This window comes from Mesorhizobium sp. KR1-2 (assembly GCF_040045035.1).
Lineage (GTDB): Bacteria > Pseudomonadota > Alphaproteobacteria > Rhizobiales > Rhizobiaceae > Pseudaminobacter.
The window spans coordinates 190,500-214,257 of record NZ_JBDZDS010000008.1 but is presented as its reverse complement, the minus strand read 5'-3'; the positions used below and the strand labels follow the sequence as shown (position 1 = coordinate 214,257).

The following is a 23,758-nucleotide window of genomic DNA, read 5'->3' as shown; positions in this document are numbered from 1 at the left end:
GCGGTCTATGATTCGGCTCAGACGCGCTCGAGCGCGATCGCGATGCCCTGACCGACGCCGATGCACATGGTGGCGAGTGCCAGCTTGCCGCCGCGCTCCTTGAGCTCCAGCGCCGCCGTTCCCGTAATGCGCGCGCCCGACATGCCGAGCGGGTGCCCCAGCGCAATCGCGCCGCCATTCGGGTTCACGTGCTCCGCGTCCTCGGCAATGCCGAGGTCGCGAAGCACGGCGATGCCTTGGGAGGCGAATGCTTCATTGAGCTCGATGACGTCGAAGTCGGACGGCTTGATGCCGAGGCGCGCGCACAGCTTCTTGGTCGCAGGCGCCGGGCCCATGCCCATGATGCGCGGGGCAACACCGGCGGTGGCGCCGCCGACGATGCGTGCGATCGGCGTCAGGCCGTATTTCTTGATCGCGGCTTCCGAGGCGACGATTAGTGCCGCAGCACCATCATTGACGCCGGAGGCGTTGCCGGCCGTCACTGTGCCGCCTTCCTTCTTGAAGGGGGTCGGCAGCTTGGCGAGCGATTCCACCGTGGTGCCGGCGCGCGGATGCTCGTCCTTTGCCACCACGACCGGGTCGCCCTTGCGCTGCGGGATCGTCACTGACGTGATCTCGCGGCCGAGGCGGCCGTTTTCCTGCGCGGCCACGGCCTTGGCCTGGCTGCGCGCGGCAAAGGCGTCCTGGTCGGCGCGGCTGACCTGGAACTCTTCGGCGACATTCTCGCCGGTCTCCGGCATGGAATCGACGCCATACTGCTTCTTCATCAGCGGGTTGATGAAGCGCCAGCCGATGGTGGTGTCGTAGATTTCGGCATTGCGCGAGAAGGCGGTGTCGGCCTTGGGCATGACGAAGGGCGCGCGGCTCATCGATTCCACGCCGCCGGCGATCATCAGCTCGGCCTCGCCGGCCTTAATGGCGCGCGCGGCGGCGATGACGGCATCCATGCCCGAACCGCAGAGGCGGTTCATCGTCGTGCCCGGCACTTCGATCGGCAGGCCGGCCAGAAGCAGCGCCATGCGCGCCACGTTGCGGTTGTCCTCGCCGGCCTGGTTGGCGCAGCCATAGATCACGTCGTCCACGGCAGCCCAATCGACGGAGGCGTTGCGCTCGACCAGCGCCTTCAGCGGCACTGCGCCAAGATCATCGGCGCGCACCGAGGAGAGCGAGCCGCCGAAACGGCCGATCGGCGTGCGGATATAGTCACAGATATAGGCGTCAGCCATGTTCAAACCTCCGGAACGACAAGATCTTTGACGCTGCCTTCGACCACCAGGGTGGCTTCGGTCAAGGCCTGGAGTTCATCGAGGCTGATGCTGGGCAGCTTTTCCCGAAGAACGAAGCGCGCGTTAACGATGTCGAGCACGGCGAGGCTGGTATAGACCGTCGTGACGCAGCCGACGCCGGTCAGCGGCAGCCGGCACTGCTTGAGCAGCTTGGGCCGCCCGTCCTTGGTGGTGTGGTCGGTGATGACGCAAACCCGCTTGGCGCCGTGGACAAGATCCATCGCGCCGCCCACGGCCGGCACCGAACCCGGCCCCGTGCTCCAGTTCGCCAGGTCGCCGTTTTCGGCAACCTCATAGGCACCCAGGATGGCGACATCCAGATGGCCGCCGCGCACCATGGCGAAGCTGTCGGCATGGTGGAAGAAGGAGGCGCCCGGGTTGAGGGTGACGGCCTTCTTGCCGGCGTTGATCAGGTCCCAGTCCTCCTGGCCGGCGGGCGGGGCCTCGCCGAAATCGAGGATGCCGTTCTCGGTGTGATAGATCACCTCGCGCCCGTCGGGCTTGAACTTCGCGACCATCTCGGGAAAGCCGATGCCGAGGTTCACATAGGCGCCGTCGGGAATGTCCTGCGCCGCACGCCATGCGATCTGCGCGTTCGTCAGCTTGACAGTCATTACTTGGTCACCTCGCGCAACAGAGCTTCTTCCTGGCTCGGGTTTGGAACTTCCACGATCCGGTTCACGAAAATGCCCGCTGTCACGACATGTTCGGGGTCGATCCCACCCGGCTCTAGGATGCGGCTTGCCTGCACGATCGTGGTCGCGGCCGCCGTCGCCATCAGCGGCGAGAAATTGCGCGCCGCCTTGTGATAGGTCAGGTTGCCCTTGCGGTCGGCCAGCTCGGCCTTGATCAGGGCAACGTCGGCCTTCAGCCAGCGCTCCTGGACGTATTTCCGACCCTCGAATTCGGCAACCGGCTTGCCTTCGGCAACCAGCGTGCCAAAACTCGTCGGCGTGTAGAAGGCGGGGATGCCGGCGCCGCCGGCGCGGATGCGCTCGGCCAACGTGCCTTGCGGCACCAATTCGAGCTCGATTTCACCCGCCAGATATTTTTCGGTGAAGGCGCGCGGGTCCGACGAGCGGGGGAACGAGCAGACCATCTTGGCCACCATGCCCGCATAGATCATGGCCGCGATGCCGACATCGCCATTGCCGGCATTGTTGTTCACCACGGTAAGCCGGCCCGGAGATCCGGTCTTCTTGTATCGCTCGACGAGCGCATGGATGAGCTCGATCGGTGCGCCTGCCCCACCAAAGCCGCCAATCATCACCACCATGCCGTCCTGGATGTCGGCGACCGCATCCTCCAAGCTCGGACTGATTTTGTTCATCGTTGATCTCACCCATCCTGACTGGCGGCCATGACGACCGCAGCGAGAAACTGTTGGCGAAAGCTATGTTCACAGCCCGCCACATCAACAAAAAGTTCGTATTGCGAACATTTGTTTTCTATGCGATACTTTGCCATGATCACCGTTGAAGAGTCAACATTCGGCGCCGCCGTCCTAGGCTACGCCCATGGAGGCATTGCCCATGTCCGATGAAGCCGCCTCACGCGACCATGTGAACTCGCTGGAGCGCGGGCTTGGCGTCATGGAAATCCTTGCCGCGCATCCGGCCGGGCTGACACTCACCGAGACGGCCGAAAAGGCGGGGCTGACGCGGGCAGGCGCGCGGCGCTTCCTGCTCACCCTGGTCGCCACCGGCTATGCCACGCAGACCGGCCGGCTGTTCGCGCTCTCGCCGCGGCTTTTGTCGGTCGCCCGCACCTGGCTGCAGGGCACCTCGCTCTGGGCCTTCGCCGAGCCCTTCATGCGGCAGACGGCAGCCGCGCTGCAGGAATCCTGCTCGGCCACAATCTTATCCGGCGAGGATGTCGTCTATGTGGCCCGGGTCGCTGGTCCGCGCATCGTCAGCCTGGAGCTGCATGTCGGCTCGCATCTGCCAGCCTATTGCACGGCCATGGGGCGCGTGCTGCTGTCGGGCCTGAAGCCCGAGGAAGTCGACGCCTTCCTGTCCCGCATCCCGCTCACACCAAAGACCGAAAAGACCCTTACGGAGCCGAAACGGATTGCAGAGACCGTGGCCAGGGCGCGCCGGGAAGGTTATGCGGTGGTCGACGAGGAGCTGGAAATCGGCCTGCGCTCGATTGCGGTGCCGCTGCGCGACCGGTCGGGTGCGATCGTCGCGGCCATCAATGTCTCCACCCAGTCCGCGCGTCATTCCGCTGCCGAAATGGAGCGCGATTTCCTGCCGCTGCTGAAACAAACGGCGGCGAGGATTGAAGACTTTTTCGTGCAGTGAGCGCCGGCGCCCACCTCCCCCTTGAGGGGAGGTCGCATCCGGAGCGAAGCGACGGATGTGGGAGGGTCATTGCGGTAGTGCGCGGCCTACTCTTCAACGCTGTCCGAAAGTGAAGGAATTGCGTCGGCGCGCGGCATGAACCAACCCCTCCCGGCCCTTCGGGCTACCCTCCCCTCAGGGGGGAGGGAGGGCGCCGCGCTTCAATGCAATCCACCCACGCCCAGCAACCGTTCCACCACTTCCGGCTGCCCGGAAAGATCTCCCGGCGTGCCCGACCATGCAATCCGGCCGCGCTCGAGGATGATCGCATGGTCGGCAAAGTCGAGCGCGCTCTGGATGCGCTGCTCGACCAGGAGGATCGTCATATCGCCGCTGGAGGCCAGCTTGGAAAAGGCCGCCATCAGTTCCTCGCAGATGACCGGGGCGAGCCCTTCCAGCGGCTCATCGAGCAGCAGCACGGTCGGCTTGCCCAGAATGGTGCGGGCGGTCGAAAGCATCTGCTGCTCGCCGCCCGAAAGCTGCGAGCCGAGATTCTTACGGCGTTCCTTCAGCCGCGGAAACATGTCGTAGGCTTCCTCGATCGCCGAGCGATCGCGATCCTTGAGGCCCACGAACAGGTTTTCCTCGACTGTCAGCGACGGGAAGATGCAGCGCGCCTGCGGCACATAGCCGAGACCGGAACGTGCGCGCGCCGCACTTTCCATATTGCCGAGTTCTTTGCCGCCGAGGCGGACCGTGCCGCCATAGCGCTTGGTCTGGCCGGCGATGGTGGCGAACAGCGTGGTCTTGCCCATGCCGTTGCGGCCGAGCACCGCAAGGCGCGAGCCGGCGGCAACGGAGAAGCTGACGCCCTCCAGTACGCGCGTCGGGCCATAGCCGGCGCTGAGATCGGTGACTTCAAGCGGCGCTGCGGTCATTGGCGTAGTTTCCGAGATAGGCTTCGCGCACGCGCGCATCCTTGGTCACATCCTGCGGCGAGCCGTCGAAGATGATGGCGCCGGCGGCAAGCACGACGACGCGCCTGGCGAAGCGGAAAACGAGATCCATGTCGTGCTCGATCATCAGCACGGCAAGGTCGGAAGGCAGGCCGGCAAGGGCGGCCTCGATGCGCGGGGTGTCGCTCTGCGGCACGCCGGCGGCGGGCTCGTCGAGTAGCAACACCTTCGGCTTCAGCGCGAGCGCCAGCGCGATTTCCAGCAGGCGCTGCTGGCCATAGGCGATCTCGCTGACCTTGCGGGTGGCGATATGGTCGATGCCGAGCGTGTGGAGCAGTTCGCCCACCTCGGCCATCACGTCGGGCATGGCGTGGAAGTTGCCAAGGATGCGGCGCGAACGTCCGGTGCGCTGCAGCACCGCCAGGGCCACATGCTCTTGCGGCGTCATGTCGGCGAACAGCCGCGTCACCTGGAACGACCGCACCAGCCCCTGCTGCACGCGCTTGGTGGGCCCCAGCGAAGTCACGTCCTCGCCGCCGAGCGTCACCTTGCCGGAATCCGGCTGCAGGTGCCCAGTGACCAGATTGACGAACGTGGTCTTGCCGGCGCCGTTGGGGCCGATCAGCGCCACCCGGTCGCCCGGTGCCATGGAGATCGAGACGTCCTGCGTCACTGCAAGGCCGCCGAAGGATTTTTTCAGGTTCTGGACCTGGAAGACCGTGCTCATCACTGCCTCCGGGAACGGTTCAGAAGCTGGGCCGCGGTGCCATAGAGGCCCTTCGGCGCAAACAGCACCACCGCGATCAGCAGCGCGCCGACGATGGTGAGCCAATGGAACGGATTGACCGCCGAGACAAAGTCCTTGAACACCATGAAGCTGACGGTGCCGATCAGCGCGCCGAAGAGCGAGCCTGTGCCGCCCAGAACCAGCATGACCAGCGACTCCGCCGAGGTGGTGAAGCTGAGGCTGTCGAGCCCCACGACCTGGGTGGAGATGGCGTTGAGCGCGCCGCCGATGCCGGCCACAGCGCCGGAAATGACGTACATGCGCAAAAGCGTACCCTGCACCGAGGCGCCCATCGCGCTGACGCGGATCGGGTCTTCCTTGATGCCCCGGCACAGCATGCCGAAGGGCGAGCGCACCAGAAGGCGCAGCAGCATGAAGACGATGACCAGCAGCGCGATGCCGAAGCCATAGGCGGTGTGGCCCCAGAGGTCGAACTCGAACACGCCGAACACCGGATCGGGCGAAATGCCGGACAGGCCATCGCTGCCGCCGGTCCACTCCGACGCCTTGTTGGCGATCTCGTGGAACAGATGCACCACGGCAATGGAAAGCACGAGCTGCGCCAGGCCATGGCCGCGCAGGATCACCGCGCCGGAGACCAGCCCCGCCACCGCGCCGCCGAGGGCGCCGATGGCAACCATGGCGATCGGGTCGTTGATGTCGAAATGCGCGGCGGCAATGCCCGCCGCATAGGCCCCTGCCCCGAACAGCGCGGCATGGCCGAGCGTGGCGATGCCGCAATAGCCGGTGACGAGGTCAAGCGACAGAACCAGCAGCGCAATCGCAGTGATGCGCGTCAGCAGCGCGAGGTTGTTGGGGAACAGCAGAAAGCCGATCGCCGCAACGATCAGGATCACGGCAAGGCCCGCCAGATCGCGCAGCAGCCAGTTGGGGGCAGTCGCCGCCTTGGCCGTCGGAGAAGTGGTTTCAATCGCGGCCATTATTTCTTCCTGCCCAGAAGTCCGCGCGGGAAGGTGCAGACGATTGCGATCACCGCGAGGTAGAAGAAGAATTCGCCATATTCCGGCAACAGGTAGCGGCCGGTCGTGTCGATGGCGCCGAGCACCAGACAGGCGAGCAGCGCGCCGGGAATGGAGCCCGCGCCGCCGACAGAGACGACGACAAGGAAGGTCACCATGTAGCGCAGCGCGTAATAGGGCTCGATCGGCAGCAGTTCGGCGCCGACGATGCCGCCGAAGGCGGCAAGCCCGACCGCGACCGCGAAGCTGACCGCATAGACTATCTTGGTGCGCACGCCGAGCGATGCTGCCATGGCAGCGTTGTCGACAGAGGCTCTGAGCTTCACGCCGAAGGCGGTCTTTTCAATCAGGAACCACAGGCCGCCGGCAACCACCACGCCGCAGGCGATGGCGAACAGCTTATGCGCGGCGATGGAGCGGAAGCCGAGATCGACCGGCCCGCGCAGCGTCTCGGGCACCGGGATCGTCTTCAGCGTCGGGCCGAATACATAATTGGCGATGCCGATGACGCAGAAGGTGATGCCGATGGTCATCAGCACCTGCGTCAGCTCGGGCGCGCCATAGATGCGGCGGTAGAGCAGCCGCTCGACGGGAATGGCGATAAGAATGGTGCCCACCACGGCGATCAGGATCGCCACGGCATAGCCGAAGCCGAGGGTCTGGGCCGCGTAGGAGGCGCTGTAGCCGCCGATCATCGCAAAGGCGCCGTGGGCAAGATTGACCACGCGCATCAGGCCCATGGTCACCGACAGTCCGATCGAGATGACGAACAGCACCATGCCATAGGCAAGGGCATCGGTCCCAACGCTGAAAACGGTTTGCATCGCTCTTTCCGGCAAGGCGCCCGGAAGCCGCACGCGGCCACCGGGCGTCGGTTCCTGATAGTTCGCTTACTTCGCGGCAGCCAGGCCGGGGTCGGTCTGGTTTTCGAAGGTCGCGATTTCCTTGTTGTAATAGGTGCCGTCGTCGGCCTTGGCCACTTCGCGCAGGTAGATGTTCTGCGTGATGTGACGGCTTTCTGCGTCGATCGAAACGGGTCCGCGCGGGCTTTCCCAAGCCATGCCCTTCACGGCGTCCACGGCCTTCTGCGCGTCCTGTTTGCCGCCGGTCGCCTCGATCATCTTGTAGATGACATGCATGCCGTCATAGGCGCCGACCGAGGGGAAGGACAGTTCGGCAGGGGTGCCGATGGCCTTCTCGGCGGCCTCGACGAACTTCTTGTTCTCGGCCGAGTCGTGCGAGACGGCATAGTGGAAGGTCGTCAGCAGGCCTTCCGCCGATGCGCCGAGCGCCGGCAGGTCGGATTCCTGCGTGAGATCGCCCGGAGCCAGGAACTGGACGCCGGCGTTCTTCAGGCCGTTGTCGTTATAGGCCTTGACGAAGCCAAGCGTGGTCGGGCCCGAAGGCAGGAAGGCGAAGACGGCGTCGGCGCCGGAATCCTTCACGCGCTGCATGATCGGGCTGAAGTCGTTGGTCGACAGCGGCATGCGGATCGAGTCCACGACCTCGCCGCCCTCGGCGGCAAAGGTGGTCTTAAATGCGGTCTCGGCGTCGACGCCCGGACCGTAGTCGCTGACCACGGTGATGACCTTCTTGACGCCGCGCTCCTTGGCGACCTTGGCCATGGGCGCGGAGGTCTGCCAAGTGGTGAAGGAGGTGCGCACCACCAGCGGGCTCTTGGTGACAATCGCCGAGGTGGCGGCGTTCATGACCACCAGCGGCACGTTGGCCTGCTTGAGCAGCGGGGTGACGGCCATGGCATCGGGCGTGAAGTAGAAGCCGGCCAGATACTGCACGCCTTCCTTGACCACCAGCTCCTGCGCCAGCGCCTTGGACTGGGCCGGGTCGGCCTGCGGCACGTCGCGGTAGACGATCTGGATGTCGTCGTCGCCGACCTTGCTGCCGTTCAGCGCCATATAGGCGTCGATGCCGGCCTTGAAATTCTTGCCCTGGATGGCGAACGGGCCCGAGAAGGGGCCGACGACGCCGATCTTGATCGTATCGGCATAGGCCGACCCGCAAAGCGCCACAGCCGCAACCGCTGTCAAAAGAATCTTCTTCATGTTTCCCTCCACGATAAGCACCCGGCTTCGAGAGCCGGGTTCCGCCATTTCACTGGCCGCAAGTGTCATGCTCAAAACGGTAATGTAAAATGAAAAGAAACGAGCATTATATAATCAAAAGGCTATATATGCGGCACGTCGCCTGCCCGTAATGGGGCAGCTTGCCCTTAATAAGGCAAGCCGACATAGTTTTCAGCAAGCGAAGCGGAAGCCGCCTGCGAGTGGACCAGATAGTCGAGCTCGGCCTCCTGGATGCGCTGGCCGAAGGCGTCGGTATCCGGGAAGCGGTGCAGCATGGTGGTCATCCACCAGGAGAAGCGCACCGCCTTCCACACCCGCGCCAACGCCTTGGCCGAATAGGCCTCCATGCCGGCAGACGACTTGTCGAGATAATATTCGCGCAGGCCCGAGAACAGGTAGCGCACGTCGCTGGCGGCAAGGTTCAAGCCCTTGGCACCCGTCGGCGGCACGATGTGGGCCGCATCGCCCACCAGCGAGAGCCGCCCGAACTGCATCGGCTCGGCGACGAAGGACCGCAACGGCGCGATCGACTTTTCGAAGGACGGGCCAGTGGTCACCTTGTCGGCCGCCTCCTTGGGCAGGCGCCGGCGCAGTTCGTCCCAGAAACGCTCGTCGCTCCAGTCCTCGATCTTGTCGTCGAGCGGGCACTGCACATAGTAGCGGCTGCGATGCTCGGAGCGCATGGAGCAGAGCGCGAAACCGCGGGGGTGATTGGCGTAGATCAACTCATGGTCCGCCGGCGGCACCTCGGCCAGAATACCCAGCCAGCCGAACGGATAGGCGCGCTCATAGGTGCGGATTGCATCCTGCGGCACCGACTTGCGGCTGACGCCGTGGAAACCGTCGCAGCCCGCGATGAAATCGCAGTCGATGCGGTGGGTGACGCCGTCCTTCTCGTAGGTAACGTAAGGCGCGGCCGTATCGAAATCGTGCGGCTGGACGTTCTTGGCCTCGTAGACCGTGGTCAGGCCGGCGGCCTCGCGCTTGTCCATCAGGTCATGGGTCACCTCGGTCTGGCCATAGACCATGACGCGCTTGCCGGTGAGCCCGTGAAGGTCGATGCGATGGAGGCGATTGTCGAAGGCAAGCGAGATGCCCTCGTGCGGCAGACCCTCGGCATTCATGCGGGCCCCGGCGCCGGCCTCCTCAAGCAAATCCACCATGCCCTGCTCCAGCACGCCGGCGCGCACGCGGCCCAGCACGTAGTCCCGGTCGACACGCTCCAGAATGACATTGTCGATGCCGTTGTTGGCCAGAAGCTGCCCGAGCAGCAGACCCGAGGGACCCGAACCGATGATGACAACCTGCGTACGCATTGCTTTCCTTCTTATCGTTTGCGTCGGCGCCATCCCTGGCCCGGATGTCGGGCTCTTGGGCATGGCATTCGCATTCCAATTCCGTGGTCGCGGTGGAAGAAAATCCGCCGCTAGACTCTTTGGTGGAGCGTGATCTTTTCCGAAAACCGGCCTCCACTTTTCGCTGACGCGGACCTTCGGTTCGGGATCATGCTCTAGGTGCCGATGGCCTCGATCTGTCCGGCCAAAGCCTTCGCCTGACGGAGCGAGGCCGCGGCAGCAGCCACCATCTGCGGCAGGATGAGCCATTCCAGGGTCCAGGCCGCGCCGGAGCGCTCCTGCTCGTGCACCAGCGCCTGGTGCATTCCCGAAACCTGCGTGGCGTTGAACCGCGCGAGCGTGACCAGGATTTCGGCGGCGACCGGATTCTGCTTGTGCGGCATGGCCGAGGAACCGCCCCCGCCTTGCAGCACGATCTCGCCGCCGGCCTGCGCCATCAGCGCAACGTCCTGCCCGAATTTGCCAAGGCTGCCGGCTATGAGCGACAGGAGGCTGGCAAAATCGGCCAGCCTGTCGCGCTGGCTGTGCCATTGCGGCGCATCGGCCAGTCCCAGCTTCGCCGCCAGTGCTGCGCGTACGGCAGGCGCCCTGTCGCCCAGCTTTTCCAGCGTGCCCGCCGCCCCGCCGAACTGTACGACCAGCATCTCGCCGCGCTGCTCGTCCAGCCGCTTGCGATGTCGGACCAGCGGCTCCCGCCATGACCGGACACGGTCCGCGACCGTGATCGGGATTGCGGCCTGCATGCGCGTTTTGCCCATCATGAGCCGGCTGCCGAAACGGGCCTCGACGCCGGCAAGCCGGTCGGTCACCTCGGACAGCGTCGCGTCGAGATGCGCGATCACCGGCTTCAGCCGCAAGATCAGGCCGGTGTCGATCACGTCCTGGCTGGTGGCGCCGAAATGCACCGCCTTGTCATGCGGCTTGCCGATCGCAGCACGCAGCTGCCTGACCAGTTCCGGCACCACAACGCCGTCCTGTCCGACCCCCGCCTTCAGCGCCGCAAGATCCGGCTTGAATGTACCGAGTGCGGCGACGATTGCCGCCGCCGCCTCGCGTTCGATGATCCCCTGGTCTGCTTCCGCCTCGGCCAACGCACGCTCGAAATCGAGCATGGCTTCGATCTCCGCCAGCGCCGAAAAATGGCGCGCGGTCTCGTCGTCGCCGAGAAGGCCGGACAGTACGGGATGATCGAAGGGCGAGAAGGACATGGCGGCTCAGATGTCGAAGAAGACCGTTTCCTTCTCCCCCTGGAGATGGATATCGAAAACATAGGCGCCGTCGGCCCCGCGCTCAGCGATCAGCGTCGGCACGCGCACCTTGTGCTCGATGCGGGCCAGAACCGGGTCCTCGGCATTCGCCGCCTCTTCCTCGGGGAAGTACATGCGCGTCTGCAGGCCGATATTGATGCCGCGCGCGACGATCCAGAAGCTGATATGCGGAGCCATCCTGCGGCCGTCCTTGAACGGCACGCGACCCGGCTTGATCGTCTCGAAGACGCATTCGCCGGTGTCCATGTCGGTGGCCTTGCGGCCCCAGCCGAGAAAATTCGGATCGGCCGCGCCGCGCATTTCGGACGGCGAGTTGTAGAGGCCGTCGGCGTCGGCCTGCCAGATCTCGATCAGCGCATCCTTGAGCGGCGTGCCGGTGCCGTCGAGCACACGGGCGCGGATGGTGATGCGCTCGCCCCTGGTCTTGTCGTTGACCATGGTGGCGCCGAGGTCTTCCTTGTAGACGCCCGTGATGTCGCAGAAATTCGGCGTCATGCCGATATGGACGTAGGGTCCCGCGGTCTGCGAAGGGGTTTCCTTCAGACGGTTGAGAGACTGCACCATATCAGTTGCCCTCCAGCCTGTTTTCGAACAGCGACGAGCGGCGCCCGCGCAGCACGATGTCGAACTTGTAGGCGCGCGCGTCCATCGGGATCGTCGCCTCGCGATCAAGCGCTGCGATCAACGTTTCGACGGCCGCCCTGTCGGGTATGGTCTTCACGATCGGGCACTGCCAGATCATCGGATCGCCCTCGAAATACATCTGGGTGATCAGGCGCTGGGCAAAGCCGTGCCCGAACACCGAGAAGTGGATGTGCGCCGGGCGCCAGTCGTTGACGCCGTTCGGCCAGGGATAGGGCCCGGGCTGAATGGTGCGGAAGGCGTAGTTGCCATCCTCGTCGGTGATGGTGCGCCCGCAGCCACCGAAATTCGGGTCGAGGGCGGCGACATAGCCTTCCTTCTTGTGTCGGTAGCGGCCGCCGGCATTGGCCTGCCAGAATTCCAGCAGCGCGCCGGGCACGCCCTTGCCGCGCTCGTCGAGCACGCGGCCATAGACGATGATGCGCGGGCCGATGGCGCTCTCGCCGGGCTTGGCGAAGTTGTGGATCAGGTCGTTGTCGAGATCGCCCAGCATGTTGTGCCCGAACACCGGGCCGGTGATCTCCGACAGCGTGTTGTCGAGCGACAGAAGCGCCTTCTGCGGCGAGCGCAGCACGGAGGTCTTGTAGCCGGGCGTGAATACCGGCGGGTGCCACAGGCGGTCGCGCTGGAAGAAGGCGCCCGTCTCGGGTTTGCGGTTGGAGAAGGGATCAGCGCTCATTTTGCCCCACTTTCCGCGTCCATTTCGGCGAATACCTGCTTGGCGATCTTGATCGCCTGGTTGGCCGCCGGCACGCCGGCATAGACGGCAACGTGCAGGAACGCCTCGCAGATGTCCTCACGCGTGGCGCCCGTGTTGGCCGTGGCGCGCACATGCATGGCCACTTCCTCGTCGTGGCCGAGGGCCGCGAGCAGCGCCAGCGTCACCATCGAGCGCTCGCGCTTGGTCCAGCCCGGACGCGCCCAGACGTTGCCCCAGGCGGTCTCGGTGATCAATTCCTGGAAGGGGCGGTCGAAGTCGGTGGAAGCCTTTTCGGCCCGGTCGACGTGGGTATCGCCAAGCACCGAGCGCCTGACGGCAAGCCCCTCTCGATACCTGCTCGAGTGTTGAGCCAGTTCACCCATGATGTGTCTCTCCGGAAAGAATGTCGGCAAGGAAGTTGCGGATGAGTTCGAGCAACGCCACCGGCTGCTCGACGCAGGGAATGTGCCCGCAATGCGCGATGATTTCGAAGCGTGAACCTGCGATGAGCTCGGCGGTGCCCCGCACCACCTCCGGCGGCGTCGAGCCGTCCTGGTCGCCTGCGATGCAAAGCGTCGGCACGGAAATGCTCTTGGCCGCTTCGGTGTAGTCGGCGTCGCGCAGCGCGGCGCAAGTGCCGGCGTAACCGGCCGCCGGCTGGCGCACCAGCATGTTGCGATAGCCGGCAAGCTCGATAGCGCGGTCGTGATGGAAGGCCGGCGTGAACCAGCGCTCGAGCACCGGATCGGCCAGCGGCTCGATGCCCTCGGCCTCGATGGTGGCAATGCGCGCATTCCACATCTCGGCGGTGCCAATCTTGTGGGCGGTGTCGCACAGGATGAGCGCGCGAACGAGATCGGGCCGCCTGGCAAAGAGGCCCTGCGCGACGAGCCCGCCGACCGACAGCCCGCAAACGATCGCGCTCTTTACATTGAGATGATCGAGCAGCGCTTCCAGATCGCCGACATGATCCTCCATCGCATAGGGCGCCGCGCCCACGTCCGACAGGCCGTGGCCGCGCTTGTCGTAAGTCACGATGGGAAAATCGCCGGCGAGACGGACGATCACGTCGCGCCAGATGCGGAAGTCTGTGCCGAGGGAATTGACAAAGACGATAACCGGCTTGTCCGCCGGGCCGCCGATCAGCTGGTAGTGCAGCGTGACGCCGCCAATGTCGATGAATTGCACTGCGTTTCTCCTCGGCGCGACAGTGGATTAGTTATTTGGTTTGGTAAAATGATATTTTGTGGCATTCTCTTAACCCATGGGTTATGAAAATCCATGATCGAAAGCCGCGTCAGGTTCCGCCACCTCCAGACCTTCCTTGAAGTCGCGCGCCAGAAGAGCGTGGTCAAGGCGGCCGCCATCCTCAATGTCAGCCAGCCGGCGGTGACCAAGACCATCCGCGAGCTGGAAGAGGCGCTGGGCGTCGCGGTACTGGAGCGCGACGGGCGCGGCATTCGCATCACCCGATCGGGCGAGATCTTCATGCAGCATGCCGGCATGGCAATCACCGCGCTCCGGCAGGGCATCGACTCGGTCGCCAATTCCGGCGCCGAGGGCGGGCCGCCGATCCGCATCGGCGCGCTGCCCACGGTTTCGGCCCACATCATGCCGCGCGCCATGAGCCTGTTCCTGAAGGAGGACACCGGCGCCACCATCAAGATCGTCACCGGCGAGAACGCCGTTCTGCTCGAGCAATTGCGGCTCGGCGAGCTAGACCTCGTCGTCGGCCGCCTCGCGGCGCCCGACAAGATGACCGGCTTCTTCTTCGAGCATCTTTATTCCGAACGGGTGGTGTTCGTGGTGCGGGCCGGACATCCGCTGCTCAAGGGCGACCAGGACGTGTTCGAGCGGCTGAGCGAATACCCGGTGCTGATGCCGACCCGCGGCTCCATCATCCGGCCCTTCGTCGAGCGCTTTTTCATCACCAACGGCGTGGCTACAATCCCGACCGAGATCGAGACGGTGTCGGATTCCTTCGGCCGCGCCTTCCTGCGGCAGAGCGATGCGGTGTGGATCATCTCCGCCGGCGTCGTCGCCGCCGACCTGAAGGCCGGCACGCTCGCCACGCTGCCCGTCGACACGAGCGAGACCAGCGGCCCCGTCGGACTGACCATGCGCACCGACACCGCCCCCTCTCCCGCCTTCTCGATCCTGCTCAAGACCATACGCGAGGCGGCTGCAGGCCAGGCCTGACAGAATAGCCTGACAGGAATCGGCGCGGTGGCGTCGCCTTAACTTGTCACAGTCCGCGGTAAGCAGTCGTATGCCGAATTTCAGGCAGTGATCGAGCAGGCGATTTCGCGCCAGACCGTGATGGCATGAACTCGCGGCTGCCGGTGTTTCGCGGCGGTCAGATGTTTGCGATGAAGGTGGAAGAGATTGGCAATCTGTCCATGAGTTGAGACGAAACGCTGGCACTGCCGCGTCGACTTGAAGCGCATCATGCGTCGCTCTCGTCGGCGCAGAGGAGGATTCTGGGCTCGGTTGTTCAGGCCCTTATGCGACCGATGCTCGACTCCTGGCATCAACTCAGCCTTCGCGGCGTTGTAAGAGCGAAGTTTGTCGGTCACCATAACTCGCGGTGCCATCCCTTGGCCCTTGAGCCGGTTAAGGCGACGCCACCATTAGCGCTGAATGAAGATGATCAGACGTGGGCCATTAGTACCACAATCTCCGCGAAGGCGGGTTTGGCACGGTGATGAAAGGAAGGCCGCGATCATCGTCTCAGTGCGACGGACCAGTGGACGGCCGCAGCTGCGCAGGCTGCTTGAAATCGTTATACCGAGCTTTCCGGACGCCCGGCCTCAAACAATGCCACAGCACCCTGTGGGAGATCCGGGCCTTTCTTGTTCTGCAAATGCGACAACTGGTACGTCATCAAGACGGCGCAGGGTTGGGCTGGCGAGACCGCAGGCGCGGACGCAAGAGCATGCCGCCGTAAAGCGCCGCAAAGCCGAGGAAGGCCAGCGTCCAGGCTGCGGCCGAAACATGCAGCAAGACCGTAACGGCGGGAATGAAGGCATAGGCCACGCGCAGCAGGGCCGATACAACGACAGCTGAAAAGACCAGGCAAGTCGCATTGCTGGCGTGCAGTTCGCGCCCCGTATGCCCGAGCGTCGCCCGCGCCATCACCGCCAGCGTCATGGTCCCGATCGCGCCCGCGCCGAGGGCATGCAGACCTGCTGCCGGCGGCACGACTTCGGGCAGAAGGGAGGCAAGCCCGGCCAGCAGGAGCCCGGCCGGTACGAAGGCATAGGCAACGTGCAGGATGAGCACCAGCGGATCGCGCCAGGTACGATCGCCGGCCCAGCGGCAAAGCCTCGCAATGTTGAGCCCCCCTGCCCCCAGCAGCATGAGCCCGCTCGCCGCGTGGTCAGGAAAGCAGGTCCATGCCACAAGCGCGAGCGCCGAGCAGACAATCGTCGCGGCATCGAAGCGGTTGAACGGCACTGGAAGCCGCCCGGGATATTCGCGCATCAGCCAGTTGCGGGTGAAGCTCGGGATGATGCGTCCGCCAATGATCATGATCAGCAGCACGGTCGCGCCAACGCCGAGCCTGCGCGCAATGTCCGTTTCGCCCTCTAGGTGCGCCTCCAGATGGAAAACGATATTGGCGACGAAGAGAACGCCGACCGGCACCAGGACCTTGAGGTTGCGCCAGTTGCGGCCGGCGACGATTTCGACGGCTGCCGCCACGGCGACCGCGAGCAGAAAAGCGCTGTCGATAACCGCAGCTGCCAGCCAGCCGATGTCGGCCGAGAAGAACACCGCAAAGCGGCCAGCCAGCCAGAGCAACGCCAATGCCGCCAACGGCAGGCCCTGGACTGGCAGCCGGCCGGTCCAGTTGGGAATGGCTGTGAGTAAAAACCCGGTGACGATGGCCGCGACATAGCCGAAGATCATCTCGTGGACGTGCCAGTCGACAGGCGCAAAGACGCTGGCTGTCTCCAGTCGCCCGTAAAACATCGGCAGCCACATCAGGACGGTGAGGCCAGCATAGAGCGAGCCAAGCAGGAAGAAGGGCGAAACCCAAAGGACAGAACTGCGGGATAATTGCCAGGCCGCACGTGAGGAATGGCCATGATGCACTCCTTTCAAAAGCAAAGGCCGGGCAGAGCCTGTCCACCCGGCCAGTTCTGGAGACCTGATTGGCCTGACCGCCAAGGCTCACTCGCCCGCGGGCACCTGCGCCAGAAGCTCCTCGAACACCTTCTTGGCCTTGCCCGTCTGCTTGACCGCCTTGGCCTGTTCGAGGTTGGTCGGCTTGCCCACCACGATCAGCGCCACCATGCCCATGCCGTAGTGCGGCGTACATTTGACGCCGTAGACCCCTTCCTTGTCGAGCGTGACGGTGATCTGCTCGCTCATCTTGCCCTTGAAAGGCATCGCCCCCTCGGGGATCATGTCCATGATGCTCTCGGCATCATGGGACTTGTCGGTCGGCACGAAGGTAACCGTATCGCCGGGTTCTGCAACGATGAAATCGGGCTGGAACACCATGGACCCCTTCTCGCCCTTGTTCAGCATCTGGATCTGGTGATCGGCGGCCTGGGCGGCGCCGGCCAGGAGGACGGCCGCGAAGGTGGCCGCAATCGCAACTGCATGTTTCATCGTCTTTTCCTTTGTCCTTGCATCACGGCTCCAGCCGTCGGCCTTCTCTAGAGCGCGACCGCGCCAAGAACTTTGATCCACCGCAAACTTGACCGGAATTTCAGGAATTCTGCACCGCTTGCCGCCGTCCGCCGGCCTGTGACATTCTGGCGCTCGACAGCGGTCCATGAATTCGCGCAGTGGGTTCGCGTGCCGACCAGGAGGGACAATTGAGCCGACTCGATCGCTCGTTGATTGCCGACTTGCCGATATTCCAGGGACTGGCTCCGGCCGACCTGGACGGCATACTCCAAAAGGCGCGGTCGCTGCGCATCGCCAAAGACCAGGCGGTTTTCGAGCAGGAAGGTGACGCACATTCCTTTTTCCTGCTGCTGGACGGCCACGTCCGCGTCGTGAAGACGACTCCCGATGGCCAGCAGGTGATCGTCCGCTACATCAGCCCCGGCGAACCGATGGGCATAGCGCATGCGCTCGGGCGCACCACCTATCCGGCCAGCGCGGTCGCCGCCGTCGATTGCGTCGTGCTGGCCTGGCCCGGCAATCTGTGGCTGGAAATGGCCGTGGCTTTTCCGAGCTTCGGCGCCGGCACCCGCAAGACGGTCGGAGCTCGCCTTCAGGAAATGCAGGCAGGCGTCGTCGAGCTCGCCACCGAGCAGGTCGAACAGCGCGTCGCCCATGCCCTGCTTCGGCTCGTCAAGCAGACGGGCAGAAAAACCGACGAAGGCATACTGATCGATTTCCCGATTTCGCGGCAGGACATCGCCGAGATGACCGGCACGACGCTGCACACGGTTAGCCGGCTTCTTACCGCCTGGGAAGAGAAAGGTCTGGTCAAGAGCGGCCGCCAGAAGGTAACCGTGGTCGAACCGCACCGTCTGTTCGCGCTCGCCGAAGGTCAGACCAACAAGGGCTGATCCTTCCCATTCACTTCATCTCCTTCGTCAGGTCGTCAATCAGCTTGTCTTCGTCCAGTGAGTGCTCCCTGGCGGCGTCGGAAACTGTGTGAAACGAGGCGATGGGGCAGCCGACGCATAGCATGCCGTGATCGAGGATGACCCGGATCGTACCGGGCCATCGGCGCATGATGGTATCCATCGTCATGTCATGATCGAAACGTGACTTCATCGCAGCTCACCGCTTATAAAGCCCGATGATGAAGCAAGAGGCGCGCCGTTTTGTTGCGCGCGGACAAACAGACGAGCGATCGCGCGGCGCCGCTTCGCTCTCGCCCATTTTCGCCACAGGCGGTCTTTGGCAACGTCACGGTTGCTGCGCGGCTGCGATCAGCTGCGCTTCCTGCTGGTGTTCGAGCTTACGCGTCGCGCCACCTGCTTTTTGTAAAGTTCATGAACGAGGAATATCTCTGCTCCGCGGTGTACCAGAAGCACGTGTTCGTCATCTCGATGGCCAAGCAGCTTATCGCCATCGGGAAGATCGGCGAGCGCAATGCCGAGGAGGCAATGAAAGCCCCCTATTCAGAGGGCTCCACAGGCAAGCGTCAGCGCACGACGAGAACTGGAATGGCTGAGTAGTGGACGACTTCCGCAGTCTGACTGCCAAGCAGCAGTCTGCTGACCCCTCGGCGCCCGTGAGAGGCCATTACGATCAGACTGCTGCCAAGCTTCTTTGCCGTCTCCACGATCGCCTCGGCCGGGGAACTGTTGGTGGTCTGAACCAATTCGGCGTTCAAGCCCATCTTAGAGGCGGTGGCATCGGCCGTAGCCAGCGCCGCGTCGGCATGCTCTTTTTGGGCACTGGTCCAAGATTCAACAGTGGCTGCGCTCTGCAACGGGTATGGCTCAGTTACGGTCAGGACTGTGACTTTGCTGGCGAGGCTCTTGGCAAGCTTTAGTCCATGGTCGACGCCTCTCTGCGCAAGTTCTGAACCATCGGTCGTTATGAGAATATGACTGTACAAGATTGACCTCCCTTTCTTGGATCGCGCGTGCATCACAGCATCATGAGTGCGAAACGTCCATAGCTGGGCGCAGTCACATTAGGAGCCACCTTTGGCATCGGAACGAACGCTCCGCCGGAGCATTGCCAGCCCGCTAATTAGACGACGATGTCTTTCGATTTTTCCGTTTGCGAGGGTGAACGATCATGTGATGACAAACCGGTCGAGCCGGGGATTGGAGCAGCCCGCTAGACCGCACCTAGGCCTGGCAGAAGGCCGCACTCGATCACACGCAAACGGTTCGAAAACTTCTTGCATAACATGCCGCAACTACAGGGCCAGCGGTCATATCATGCTGCCGGAGACATGACTGCACCCCACTGCAAAGCTCGATCAGCATCCAAAATCACATTGCCAAGCGGGCGCCATCCAGACATGACATCTCCGTTCCACATATACGGCAGAACCAACTAACAAGGAGGTTGCTGTTTTTGGTTGAAAAGGGCCGCGTGTCGCTGGGAACAGTTCTTGTTCCGACCCCTTGAAGCGCAAGCGACAGGCCAGATACGCCTTCAATTCGAGCCCATCCCTGGCCGAGCAGTTTGAAATCCTCGCGGCGTGATTGACCTCGCAGCAGGTCCTCTTTGCGCTCTCATCCAGTCGTTGCAACAGAACCCAGTGAAGAGGCCGCGTTTGGCGCTGGCGGAGAGGCCGGCACCAAAACGAGCGAGCCAATGCTGCGCCGGGATTCGAGGTCGCGGTGGGCGTCCGCCGCCCGGGCGAGCGGATAGCGTCGCGGTGTATCGATACGCACGATCCCCTGCCGCAGCGCCGAGAAGAAGCGGTGCACATGCGGCACAAGCTTGTCCTGCGTGTCGGTGAAGTGCCCGTAGTTGGGGCGCGAGACGGTGATCGACTTGGACGAGAATCGGCCGATGTCCCAATTGCCGACCGGACCCGAAGCCTGGCCGAAGCTGACGAGATGGCCGCGCACGCCAAGCGCGGCGAGCGAGCCGGCAAAGGTGTCGTTGCCGACCGCGTCATAGACGACATCGGCCCCTCGGCCCCCGGTGATTTCCATCACCGCATCCGAAAAGTTCTCGCTGGTGTAGACGATCACATGATGGGCGCCGAGCCGCTCGACCAGCCGCGCCTTGTCGTCGTTGGAGACGGTGGCGATGACGGTGGCGCCCAGATGCCGCGCCCATTGCACGAGAATCTGCCCGATGCCACCGGCCGCCGCGTGGACCAGCACGACGCTGCCGGGCCGCACCTGCTGCACGTCATGCAGCAGGAAGCTTGCCGCGACACCTTTCAGCAACGCGCCGGCGGAGATCTCGTCGGAAATGTCCTCCGGCAGGCGCACCAGTAATTCCGGCGACATGTTGCGCCGCTCGCTATAGGCGCCGACCGGCGGGCAGCCATAGGCCACCCTCTCGCCCACCGAAAAGCCCGAAACGCCCGGCCCAATAGCCTCGATGACGCCAGCCGCCTCCATGCCCGGCACGCCCGGCGGACTGAGCAGATCGAAATAGCCGGTGCGGCAATAGACGTCGATGAAGTTCACGCCGATGACGGTATGGCGGATGCGAACCTCGCCGTAAGCCGGCTCGGGCAGTCCGATCTCACGGAACTCCAGCACCTCCGGCCCGCCATGTTTTGCCACGACGATGGCCCGAGTGCGATCTGCGCCGTCCGCCGACACGGCTTCGACCAGTTTCGGCATGGGCCGCGCGACGGCCGGCGCGTCCATGACGCTCGCGGCAACTGGAGTTTGCCTCTGCCCCGCCGACAAAAGCTTGCGGACAGCAGCAAAGCCGGCCCGATAAATACCCTCGGTCACCAGCCGCACCAGTTCCTCGCGCCGGCTGGCCGGCGGGTGGAACTCGGAGCGCCACTCCCAGAAGGTGCGGTTGCCGTCCGTCACCGGCTTCAGCCGGATCGAGGCGACATAGCCCATCAGCGGCAGCGGCGATTCCAGCAGGCAATAGGTCAGCCGGCACTCCTTGTCGGAGAGGGAAAGCAACTGCTCGCGCAGCTCGCCGCCATCGGCGAGGCGAAAGCGCCGGACCGAGCCGACCGCGTCCACCGGCTCGCCGTTTTCGATGGCGCTTGACGCAATCACCGGATGCCAGCGGTCATGCCCGTTGAAATCGCGCAGCACGCGCCAGACCTCGTAAATCGGCGCATCTATGATCGTGCTCTGGCAGACCTGAACCATCTGGACGTCAGCGCGCGAAGCGCTTCTTCAGCGAAGTGAACGCGGCCTGGAAGACGCCACTGCCGATCTGCTGGATCAAGGCAGCCTCCCGCTCCGGCGCGCAGTCGAACTCCGCCTCCCATTCGCAGAAGGTGGCGTTGCCGTCGGTGATCGGCGTCAGCGCCAGCTTGGCGATGTAGTTCTCCACCCCCATCGGGCTTTCGAGGATCGAATAGGTGCAGGAGAGATCGTAGTCCGAAAGCGCCAAAAGCCGCTCGCGGATGCGCCCACCATCCTTCAGCGTAAAATTGCGGATGCAGCCGATCTGGTCGGGCCGGGCGTTCTGCTCGATGCGGCTTTCGGCCACGAAGGGCGTCCAGTCCGGCAGGCCGTTGAAGTTGCGCACTACCTGCCAGACATCGGCCGCCGGCGCGTTGACCACCGAAGAGACATAGACTTTCGGCATTGGATTATCCCCTGATCACCTGGCGCCGCATCAACGATCGCGATCGTCGTCGCTGTCGTCCTTGCCGTTCCCGGTCTTGCCCTTCTTGTCGCGCGTCAGGCTGGAAATGTCCTTGGCATCGCGCAGGACGTCGGTCATGCGGCCGAGCGAGCCGCCCTCGATGCCGATCTCCTTCATGAGATTGTCGATCATCGGCGCCTGTACGCGGTAGCGCAGGGCGGAGTCGATCACCTCGTCGGTGACGTTGCGATTGCCGCCGCCGGGACCGCCATGGACGCCATCGACATGCAGGATCTTGATGCCTTCGATCTTCTCCATCGGCTTGACGCTCTCGCGCACGATGCCTTCGAGCCGCTCCAGCAGCTTGCCGCGCAGGCGGCCGGCGCGCGCCTCGTCGGTGAGCAGGTTTTCTGCCTCGTTGAGCAGGCGCTGGCCCGCGGCATCGACCTCGTAGCGCTGGGCGGCAGCCAGAGCCTGGATTTTTTCCGCCTCAGCAGCAGCATTCGCGGCGATCTTCTGCGCCTCAGCAAGGCTCTTGGCGGCCTTCATCTCGGCTTCGGCAGCAGCCGTCACCCGCATCGCTTCGCGCTCGGCCTCGCGTGCGGCGGCAATCAGGTCGGTCACCTTGCGGCGCTCGGCGATTTCCTTCTCGCGAGCGGTGAGGGCCTGCTCCTCGGCCTGGATGGCTTTGGCGCGCACGGACTCGGCGGCCGCGATGGCAGAAGAACGCTCCTGCGTCTTCTTGGCGATGTCGATAGCCTTCTGGATTTCGGCCATCTCCACCTTCTGGTCGCGGTCGACGGCCAGCTGGCGCAGCTCGCGCTCCTTGACGAGCTTGGCTTCCTCGATGCCGCGCTCGGTGGTGATGCGCGCGCGCTCGACTTCCTCGGCCGCTGCGATCTCAGCCTCCTCGAAGGCCTGGCGCTTGGCGATCTGCAGCGCTTCCAGATGCCGTTCGCGTTCGAGCCGGATCTGGTCAAGGGCGCGCTCCTGCGCGATCCGCTCGGCTTCGGTCTGCTGGTTGGCGACGATCTCGCCGCGCCGCTTCTCGGCTTCCGCCTTGGTCACGTCGAGCGCCTTCTTGGCAAGCGCGATCTGGCGTTCGAGCTCGACCAGTTCCAGCGCCTTCTTGCGTTCGATCTCCAGCTCGCTCTGGGCGCGCTCGCGCCCGATGCGGGCAGTTTCGAGCGAAAGCTCCAGCGCGATCTGCTCGCGCTCGGTCATCTCGCGCATCTTGAGTTCGGCTTCGTCGAGCGCGCGCCGGCGGGCGATCTCGCGGCGCTGGGTCTCTTCCTCGCTGCGGATGCGCTCTTCGGTGATGCTGCGCTCCTGCGCCAGCCGCGACTTCTCCACGGCCTCGCGCGCCAGAAGCTGCGCCTGCTCGGCCTCCTGGTCGCGCATGGCGCGCTCGCGGGCAAGCTCGGCGCGCTGGGCGGCGCGGCGGATCTCCACCTCGCGCTCCTGCTCCAGCCGCGCATATTCGGTCTCGCGATCGATCTCCAGCACCTTGCGCTGGGTGTCGAGGTTCTGGTTGCGGATATCGACCAGCGTGCGCTGCTCGATCTCGTTGCGCATGCGCCGCCGTGTCTCGATGGACTCGGTCAGCTGCGTCAGGCCCTCGGCGTCGAAGGCATTGGACGGGTCGAAGAATTCGAGGCTGGTCTGGTCGAGGTCGACGATGGCGACGCTTTCGAGCTCAAGGCCATTGGCGGCGAGAGACTCCGCTGCCAGCTCGCGCACCTTGGCTGCATAGTCGCGGCGCAGCTCGTGCATTTCCTCGAGCGTCATCTGGGCCGCAACCGTGCGCATGGCAGCGGCGAACTTGCCTTCCAGCAGTTCCCGCAAGCCGCCCTCCTGCATAGTGCGTCGGCCGAGCGTCTGGGCAGCTGCCGCCACGAGCTCCCGGCTCGCACCGACGCGCACGAAGAACTCGGCGATCAGGTCGACGCGCATGCGGTTCTTGGTGATCAGAGCCGCCTGGTTCTCACGCCGCACCTCGATGCGCATGACGTTCATGTTCACCGGGGTGATCTCGTGCAGCACGGGAATGACGAAAGCGCCGCCATTCACCACCACCTTTTCACCCAGGAAGCCGGTGCGCACGAAGGCCGTCTCCTTGGTCGAGCGCCGATAGAGCCATCTCAGAATGTAGACGGCCACCACCACGGCGATGACCAAAATGATGAGCCACAGTAGCAAAGTGCCAAAGGTCTGCGCGGCCATGTCCCTGTCCTCCCC

At 64.2% G+C, this 23,758-nt stretch carries 24 protein-coding genes and 3 pseudogenes; 5 read left to right on the top strand and 22 right to left on the bottom strand.

Annotated features, from left to right (window positions below; all coding sequences use genetic code 11):
- Nucleotides 1–17: 17 nt before the first annotated feature.
- From pcaF to ABLE85_RS17165, 3 genes are read right to left on the bottom strand one after another with little or no spacing between them, the layout of a single operon-like run.
- The gene (gene pcaF, locus ABLE85_RS17175) at nucleotides 18–1,226 is read right to left on the bottom strand and encodes a 3-oxoadipyl-CoA thiolase (protein WP_348793923.1); all 1,209 of its coding nucleotides are present in this window, start codon (nucleotides 1,224–1,226) and stop codon (nucleotides 18–20) included.
- Nucleotides 1,227–1,228: 2 nt separating this feature from the next.
- Complete coding sequence (locus ABLE85_RS17170; RefSeq protein WP_348793922.1) at nucleotides 1,229–1,900, bottom strand: 3-oxoacid CoA-transferase subunit B; 672 nt, start codon at nucleotides 1,898–1,900, stop codon at nucleotides 1,229–1,231.
- Entirely contained in the window at nucleotides 1,900–2,616 is a 717-nt protein-coding gene (locus ABLE85_RS17165; protein ID WP_348793921.1) for a 3-oxoacid CoA-transferase subunit A, read from the bottom strand. Before ABLE85_RS17165 ends, ABLE85_RS17170 begins: the two co-directional genes overlap by 1 nt.
- A gap of 202 nt (nucleotides 2,617–2,818) precedes the next feature.
- On the opposite strand from ABLE85_RS17165, the gene ABLE85_RS17160 reads away from it, so the two are divergent.
- A complete protein-coding gene (locus ABLE85_RS17160) occupies nucleotides 2,819–3,589 on the top strand; it encodes an IclR family transcriptional regulator C-terminal domain-containing protein (RefSeq protein WP_348793920.1) in 771 nt (256 codons plus the stop codon).
- 200 nt (nucleotides 3,590–3,789) lie between these two features.
- On the opposite strand, the gene ABLE85_RS17155 is transcribed toward ABLE85_RS17160, so the two are convergent.
- The 11 genes from ABLE85_RS17155 to pcaD all read right to left on the bottom strand — a co-directional run bounded on the left by ABLE85_RS17155 (nucleotide 3,790) and on the right by pcaD (nucleotide 13,528).
- Nucleotides 3,790–4,506 carry an ABC transporter ATP-binding protein gene (locus tag ABLE85_RS17155; RefSeq protein ID WP_348793919.1) on the bottom strand — a complete coding sequence of 239 codons (717 nt, stop codon included), beginning with the start codon at nucleotides 4,504–4,506 and terminating at the stop codon, nucleotides 3,790–3,792.
- Complete coding sequence (locus ABLE85_RS17150) at nucleotides 4,487–5,251, bottom strand: ABC transporter ATP-binding protein (RefSeq protein WP_348793918.1); 765 nt, start codon at nucleotides 5,249–5,251, stop codon at nucleotides 4,487–4,489. The genes ABLE85_RS17155 and ABLE85_RS17150 overlap by 20 nt, the downstream gene beginning before the upstream one ends.
- Nucleotides 5,251–6,252: a branched-chain amino acid ABC transporter permease gene (locus ABLE85_RS17145; protein ID WP_348793917.1), complete on the bottom strand. Its 1,002-nt coding sequence runs from the start codon at nucleotides 6,250–6,252 to the stop codon at nucleotides 5,251–5,253. The genes ABLE85_RS17150 and ABLE85_RS17145 overlap by 1 nt, the downstream gene beginning before the upstream one ends.
- Nucleotides 6,252–7,115: a branched-chain amino acid ABC transporter permease gene (locus ABLE85_RS17140; RefSeq protein ID WP_348793916.1), complete on the bottom strand. Its 864-nt coding sequence runs from the start codon at nucleotides 7,113–7,115 to the stop codon at nucleotides 6,252–6,254. The genes ABLE85_RS17145 and ABLE85_RS17140 overlap by 1 nt, the downstream gene beginning before the upstream one ends.
- Before the next feature lie 66 nt (nucleotides 7,116–7,181).
- Nucleotides 7,182–8,354, bottom strand: a complete 1,173-nt coding sequence (locus ABLE85_RS17135) for an ABC transporter substrate-binding protein (protein ID WP_348793915.1) — start codon at nucleotides 8,352–8,354, stop codon at nucleotides 7,182–7,184.
- Nucleotides 8,355–8,521: 167 nt separating this feature from the next.
- The gene (gene pobA, locus ABLE85_RS17130) at nucleotides 8,522–9,691 is read right to left on the bottom strand and encodes a 4-hydroxybenzoate 3-monooxygenase (RefSeq protein WP_348793914.1); all 1,170 of its coding nucleotides are present in this window, start codon (nucleotides 9,689–9,691) and stop codon (nucleotides 8,522–8,524) included.
- A 194-nt stretch (nucleotides 9,692–9,885) separates the two neighbouring features.
- A complete protein-coding gene (locus tag ABLE85_RS17125; protein ID WP_348793913.1) occupies nucleotides 9,886–10,938 on the bottom strand; it encodes a 3-carboxy-cis,cis-muconate cycloisomerase in 1,053 nt (350 codons plus the stop codon).
- A 6-nt stretch (nucleotides 10,939–10,944) separates the two neighbouring features.
- Nucleotides 10,945–11,562, bottom strand: coding sequence for a protocatechuate 3,4-dioxygenase subunit alpha (gene pcaG, locus ABLE85_RS17120; RefSeq protein ID WP_348793912.1), 618 nt, complete (start codon nucleotides 11,560–11,562; stop codon nucleotides 10,945–10,947).
- A 1-nt stretch (nucleotide 11,563) separates the two neighbouring features.
- Nucleotides 11,564–12,319 carry a protocatechuate 3,4-dioxygenase subunit beta gene (gene pcaH / locus ABLE85_RS17115; protein WP_348793911.1) on the bottom strand — a complete coding sequence of 252 codons (756 nt, stop codon included), beginning with the start codon at nucleotides 12,317–12,319 and terminating at the stop codon, nucleotides 11,564–11,566.
- The gene (gene pcaC, locus ABLE85_RS17110; protein ID WP_348793910.1) at nucleotides 12,316–12,723 is read right to left on the bottom strand and encodes a 4-carboxymuconolactone decarboxylase; all 408 of its coding nucleotides are present in this window, start codon (nucleotides 12,721–12,723) and stop codon (nucleotides 12,316–12,318) included. The genes pcaH and pcaC overlap by 4 nt, the downstream gene beginning before the upstream one ends.
- Nucleotides 12,716–13,528: a 3-oxoadipate enol-lactonase gene (gene pcaD / locus ABLE85_RS17105; protein ID WP_348793909.1), complete on the bottom strand. Its 813-nt coding sequence runs from the start codon at nucleotides 13,526–13,528 to the stop codon at nucleotides 12,716–12,718. Before pcaD ends, pcaC begins: the two co-directional genes overlap by 8 nt.
- A gap of 93 nt (nucleotides 13,529–13,621) precedes the next feature.
- Here pcaD and pcaQ point away from each other — a divergent pair, with 93 nt between their 5' ends.
- Entirely contained in the window at nucleotides 13,622–14,539 is a 918-nt protein-coding gene (pcaQ, locus tag ABLE85_RS17100; RefSeq protein WP_348793908.1) for a pca operon transcription factor PcaQ, read from the top strand.
- 80 nt (nucleotides 14,540–14,619) lie between these two features.
- On the opposite strand, the pseudogene ABLE85_RS17095 reads toward pcaQ, so the two are convergent.
- From ABLE85_RS17095 to ABLE85_RS17085, 3 genes and pseudogenes are all read right to left on the bottom strand, one after another.
- Nucleotides 14,620–14,949, bottom strand: a pseudogene (locus tag ABLE85_RS17095) (DDE-type integrase/transposase/recombinase); the annotation flags it as partial.
- A gap of 274 nt (nucleotides 14,950–15,223) precedes the next feature.
- Nucleotides 15,224–16,428 (bottom strand): annotated as a pseudogene (locus tag ABLE85_RS17090) (NnrS family protein).
- 85 nt (nucleotides 16,429–16,513) lie between these two features.
- Nucleotides 16,514–16,957 carry a pseudoazurin gene (locus tag ABLE85_RS17085; RefSeq protein WP_348793907.1) on the bottom strand — a complete coding sequence of 148 codons (444 nt, stop codon included), beginning with the start codon at nucleotides 16,955–16,957 and terminating at the stop codon, nucleotides 16,514–16,516.
- A 209-nt stretch (nucleotides 16,958–17,166) separates the two neighbouring features.
- Between ABLE85_RS17085 and ABLE85_RS17080 the strand changes: the two genes are divergently transcribed.
- Nucleotides 17,167–17,871 (top strand): Crp/Fnr family transcriptional regulator, encoded by a 705-nt coding sequence (locus tag ABLE85_RS17080; protein WP_348793906.1) that lies wholly within the window; start codon nucleotides 17,167–17,169, stop codon nucleotides 17,869–17,871.
- A 10-nt stretch (nucleotides 17,872–17,881) separates the two neighbouring features.
- Here the strand turns inward: ABLE85_RS17080 and ABLE85_RS17075 are convergent, their stop codons facing one another.
- Complete coding sequence (locus tag ABLE85_RS17075; protein ID WP_348793905.1) at nucleotides 17,882–18,082, bottom strand: DUF1858 domain-containing protein; 201 nt, start codon at nucleotides 18,080–18,082, stop codon at nucleotides 17,882–17,884.
- A gap of 53 nt (nucleotides 18,083–18,135) precedes the next feature.
- Here ABLE85_RS17075 and ABLE85_RS17070 point away from each other — a divergent pair, with 53 nt between their 5' ends.
- Entirely contained in the window at nucleotides 18,136–18,489 is a 354-nt protein-coding gene (locus ABLE85_RS17070; protein WP_348793904.1) for a hypothetical protein, read from the top strand.
- Here the strand turns inward: ABLE85_RS17070 and ABLE85_RS17065 are convergent.
- Nucleotides 18,456–18,875 (bottom strand): universal stress protein, encoded by a 420-nt coding sequence (locus ABLE85_RS17065; RefSeq protein ID WP_348793903.1) that lies wholly within the window; start codon nucleotides 18,873–18,875, stop codon nucleotides 18,456–18,458. The genes ABLE85_RS17070 and ABLE85_RS17065 overlap by 34 nt on opposite strands.
- 526 nt (nucleotides 18,876–19,401) lie before the next feature.
- Between ABLE85_RS17065 and ABLE85_RS17060 the strand changes: the two are divergent.
- Nucleotides 19,402–19,476: pseudogene (locus ABLE85_RS17060) on the top strand (IS6 family transposase); the annotation flags it as partial.
- 30 nt (nucleotides 19,477–19,506) lie between these two features.
- Here the strand turns inward: ABLE85_RS17060 and ABLE85_RS17055 are convergent.
- From ABLE85_RS17055 to ABLE85_RS17045, 3 genes are read right to left on the bottom strand one after another with little or no spacing between them, the layout of a single operon-like run.
- Nucleotides 19,507–21,075 (bottom strand): zinc-binding dehydrogenase, encoded by a 1,569-nt coding sequence (locus tag ABLE85_RS17055; protein ID WP_348793902.1) that lies wholly within the window; start codon nucleotides 21,073–21,075, stop codon nucleotides 19,507–19,509.
- 7 nt (nucleotides 21,076–21,082) lie between these two features.
- The gene (locus ABLE85_RS17050) at nucleotides 21,083–21,520 is read right to left on the bottom strand and encodes an SRPBCC family protein (protein WP_348793901.1); all 438 of its coding nucleotides are present in this window, start codon (nucleotides 21,518–21,520) and stop codon (nucleotides 21,083–21,085) included.
- A gap of 30 nt (nucleotides 21,521–21,550) precedes the next feature.
- Nucleotides 21,551–23,743, bottom strand: coding sequence for a flotillin domain-containing protein (locus ABLE85_RS17045; protein WP_348793900.1), 2,193 nt, complete (start codon nucleotides 23,741–23,743; stop codon nucleotides 21,551–21,553).
- Nucleotides 23,744–23,758: the final 15 nt, after the last annotated feature.

Bases quoted from the DNA above. Each gene is read 5' to 3' on its own strand.
- pcaF (WP_348793923.1), bottom strand. From the start codon at position 1,226: ATGGCTGACGCCTATATCTGTGACTATATCCGCACGCCGATCGGCCGT.
- ABLE85_RS17170 (WP_348793922.1), bottom strand. From the start codon at position 1,900: ATGACTGTCAAGCTGACGAACGCGCAGATCGCATGGCGTGCGGCGCAG.
- ABLE85_RS17165 (WP_348793921.1), bottom strand. From the start codon at position 2,616: ATGAACAAAATCAGTCCGAGCTTGGAGGATGCGGTCGCCGACATCCAG.
- ABLE85_RS17160 (WP_348793920.1), top strand. From the start codon at position 2,819: ATGTCCGATGAAGCCGCCTCACGCGACCATGTGAACTCGCTGGAGCGC.
- ABLE85_RS17155 (WP_348793919.1), bottom strand. From the start codon at position 4,506: ATGACCGCAGCGCCGCTTGAAGTCACCGATCTCAGCGCCGGCTATGGC.
- ABLE85_RS17150 (WP_348793918.1), bottom strand. From the start codon at position 5,251: ATGAGCACGGTCTTCCAGGTCCAGAACCTGAAAAAATCCTTCGGCGGC.
- ABLE85_RS17145 (WP_348793917.1), bottom strand. From the start codon at position 6,252: ATGGCCGCGATTGAAACCACTTCTCCGACGGCCAAGGCGGCGACTGCC.
- ABLE85_RS17140 (WP_348793916.1), bottom strand. From the start codon at position 7,115: ATGCAAACCGTTTTCAGCGTTGGGACCGATGCCCTTGCCTATGGCATG.
- ABLE85_RS17135 (WP_348793915.1), bottom strand. From the start codon at position 8,354: ATGAAGAAGATTCTTTTGACAGCGGTTGCGGCTGTGGCGCTTTGCGGG.
- pobA (WP_348793914.1), bottom strand. From the start codon at position 9,691: ATGCGTACGCAGGTTGTCATCATCGGTTCGGGTCCCTCGGGTCTGCTG.
- ABLE85_RS17125 (WP_348793913.1), bottom strand. From the start codon at position 10,938: ATGTCCTTCTCGCCCTTCGATCATCCCGTACTGTCCGGCCTTCTCGGC.
- pcaG (WP_348793912.1), bottom strand. From the start codon at position 11,562: ATGGTGCAGTCTCTCAACCGTCTGAAGGAAACCCCTTCGCAGACCGCG.
- pcaH (WP_348793911.1), bottom strand. From the start codon at position 12,319: ATGAGCGCTGATCCCTTCTCCAACCGCAAACCCGAGACGGGCGCCTTC.
- pcaC (WP_348793910.1), bottom strand. From the start codon at position 12,723: ATGGGTGAACTGGCTCAACACTCGAGCAGGTATCGAGAGGGGCTTGCC.
- pcaQ (WP_348793908.1), top strand. From the start codon at position 13,622: ATGATCGAAAGCCGCGTCAGGTTCCGCCACCTCCAGACCTTCCTTGAA.
- ABLE85_RS17085 (WP_348793907.1), bottom strand. From the start codon at position 16,957: ATGAAACATGCAGTTGCGATTGCGGCCACCTTCGCGGCCGTCCTCCTG.
- ABLE85_RS17075 (WP_348793905.1), bottom strand. From the start codon at position 18,082: ATGAAGTCACGTTTCGATCATGACATGACGATGGATACCATCATGCGC.
- ABLE85_RS17055 (WP_348793902.1), bottom strand. From the start codon at position 21,075: ATGGTTCAGGTCTGCCAGAGCACGATCATAGATGCGCCGATTTACGAG.
- ABLE85_RS17050 (WP_348793901.1), bottom strand. From the start codon at position 21,520: ATGCCGAAAGTCTATGTCTCTTCGGTGGTCAACGCGCCGGCGGCCGAT.
- ABLE85_RS17045 (WP_348793900.1), bottom strand. From the start codon at position 23,743: ATGGCCGCGCAGACCTTTGGCACTTTGCTACTGTGGCTCATCATTTTG.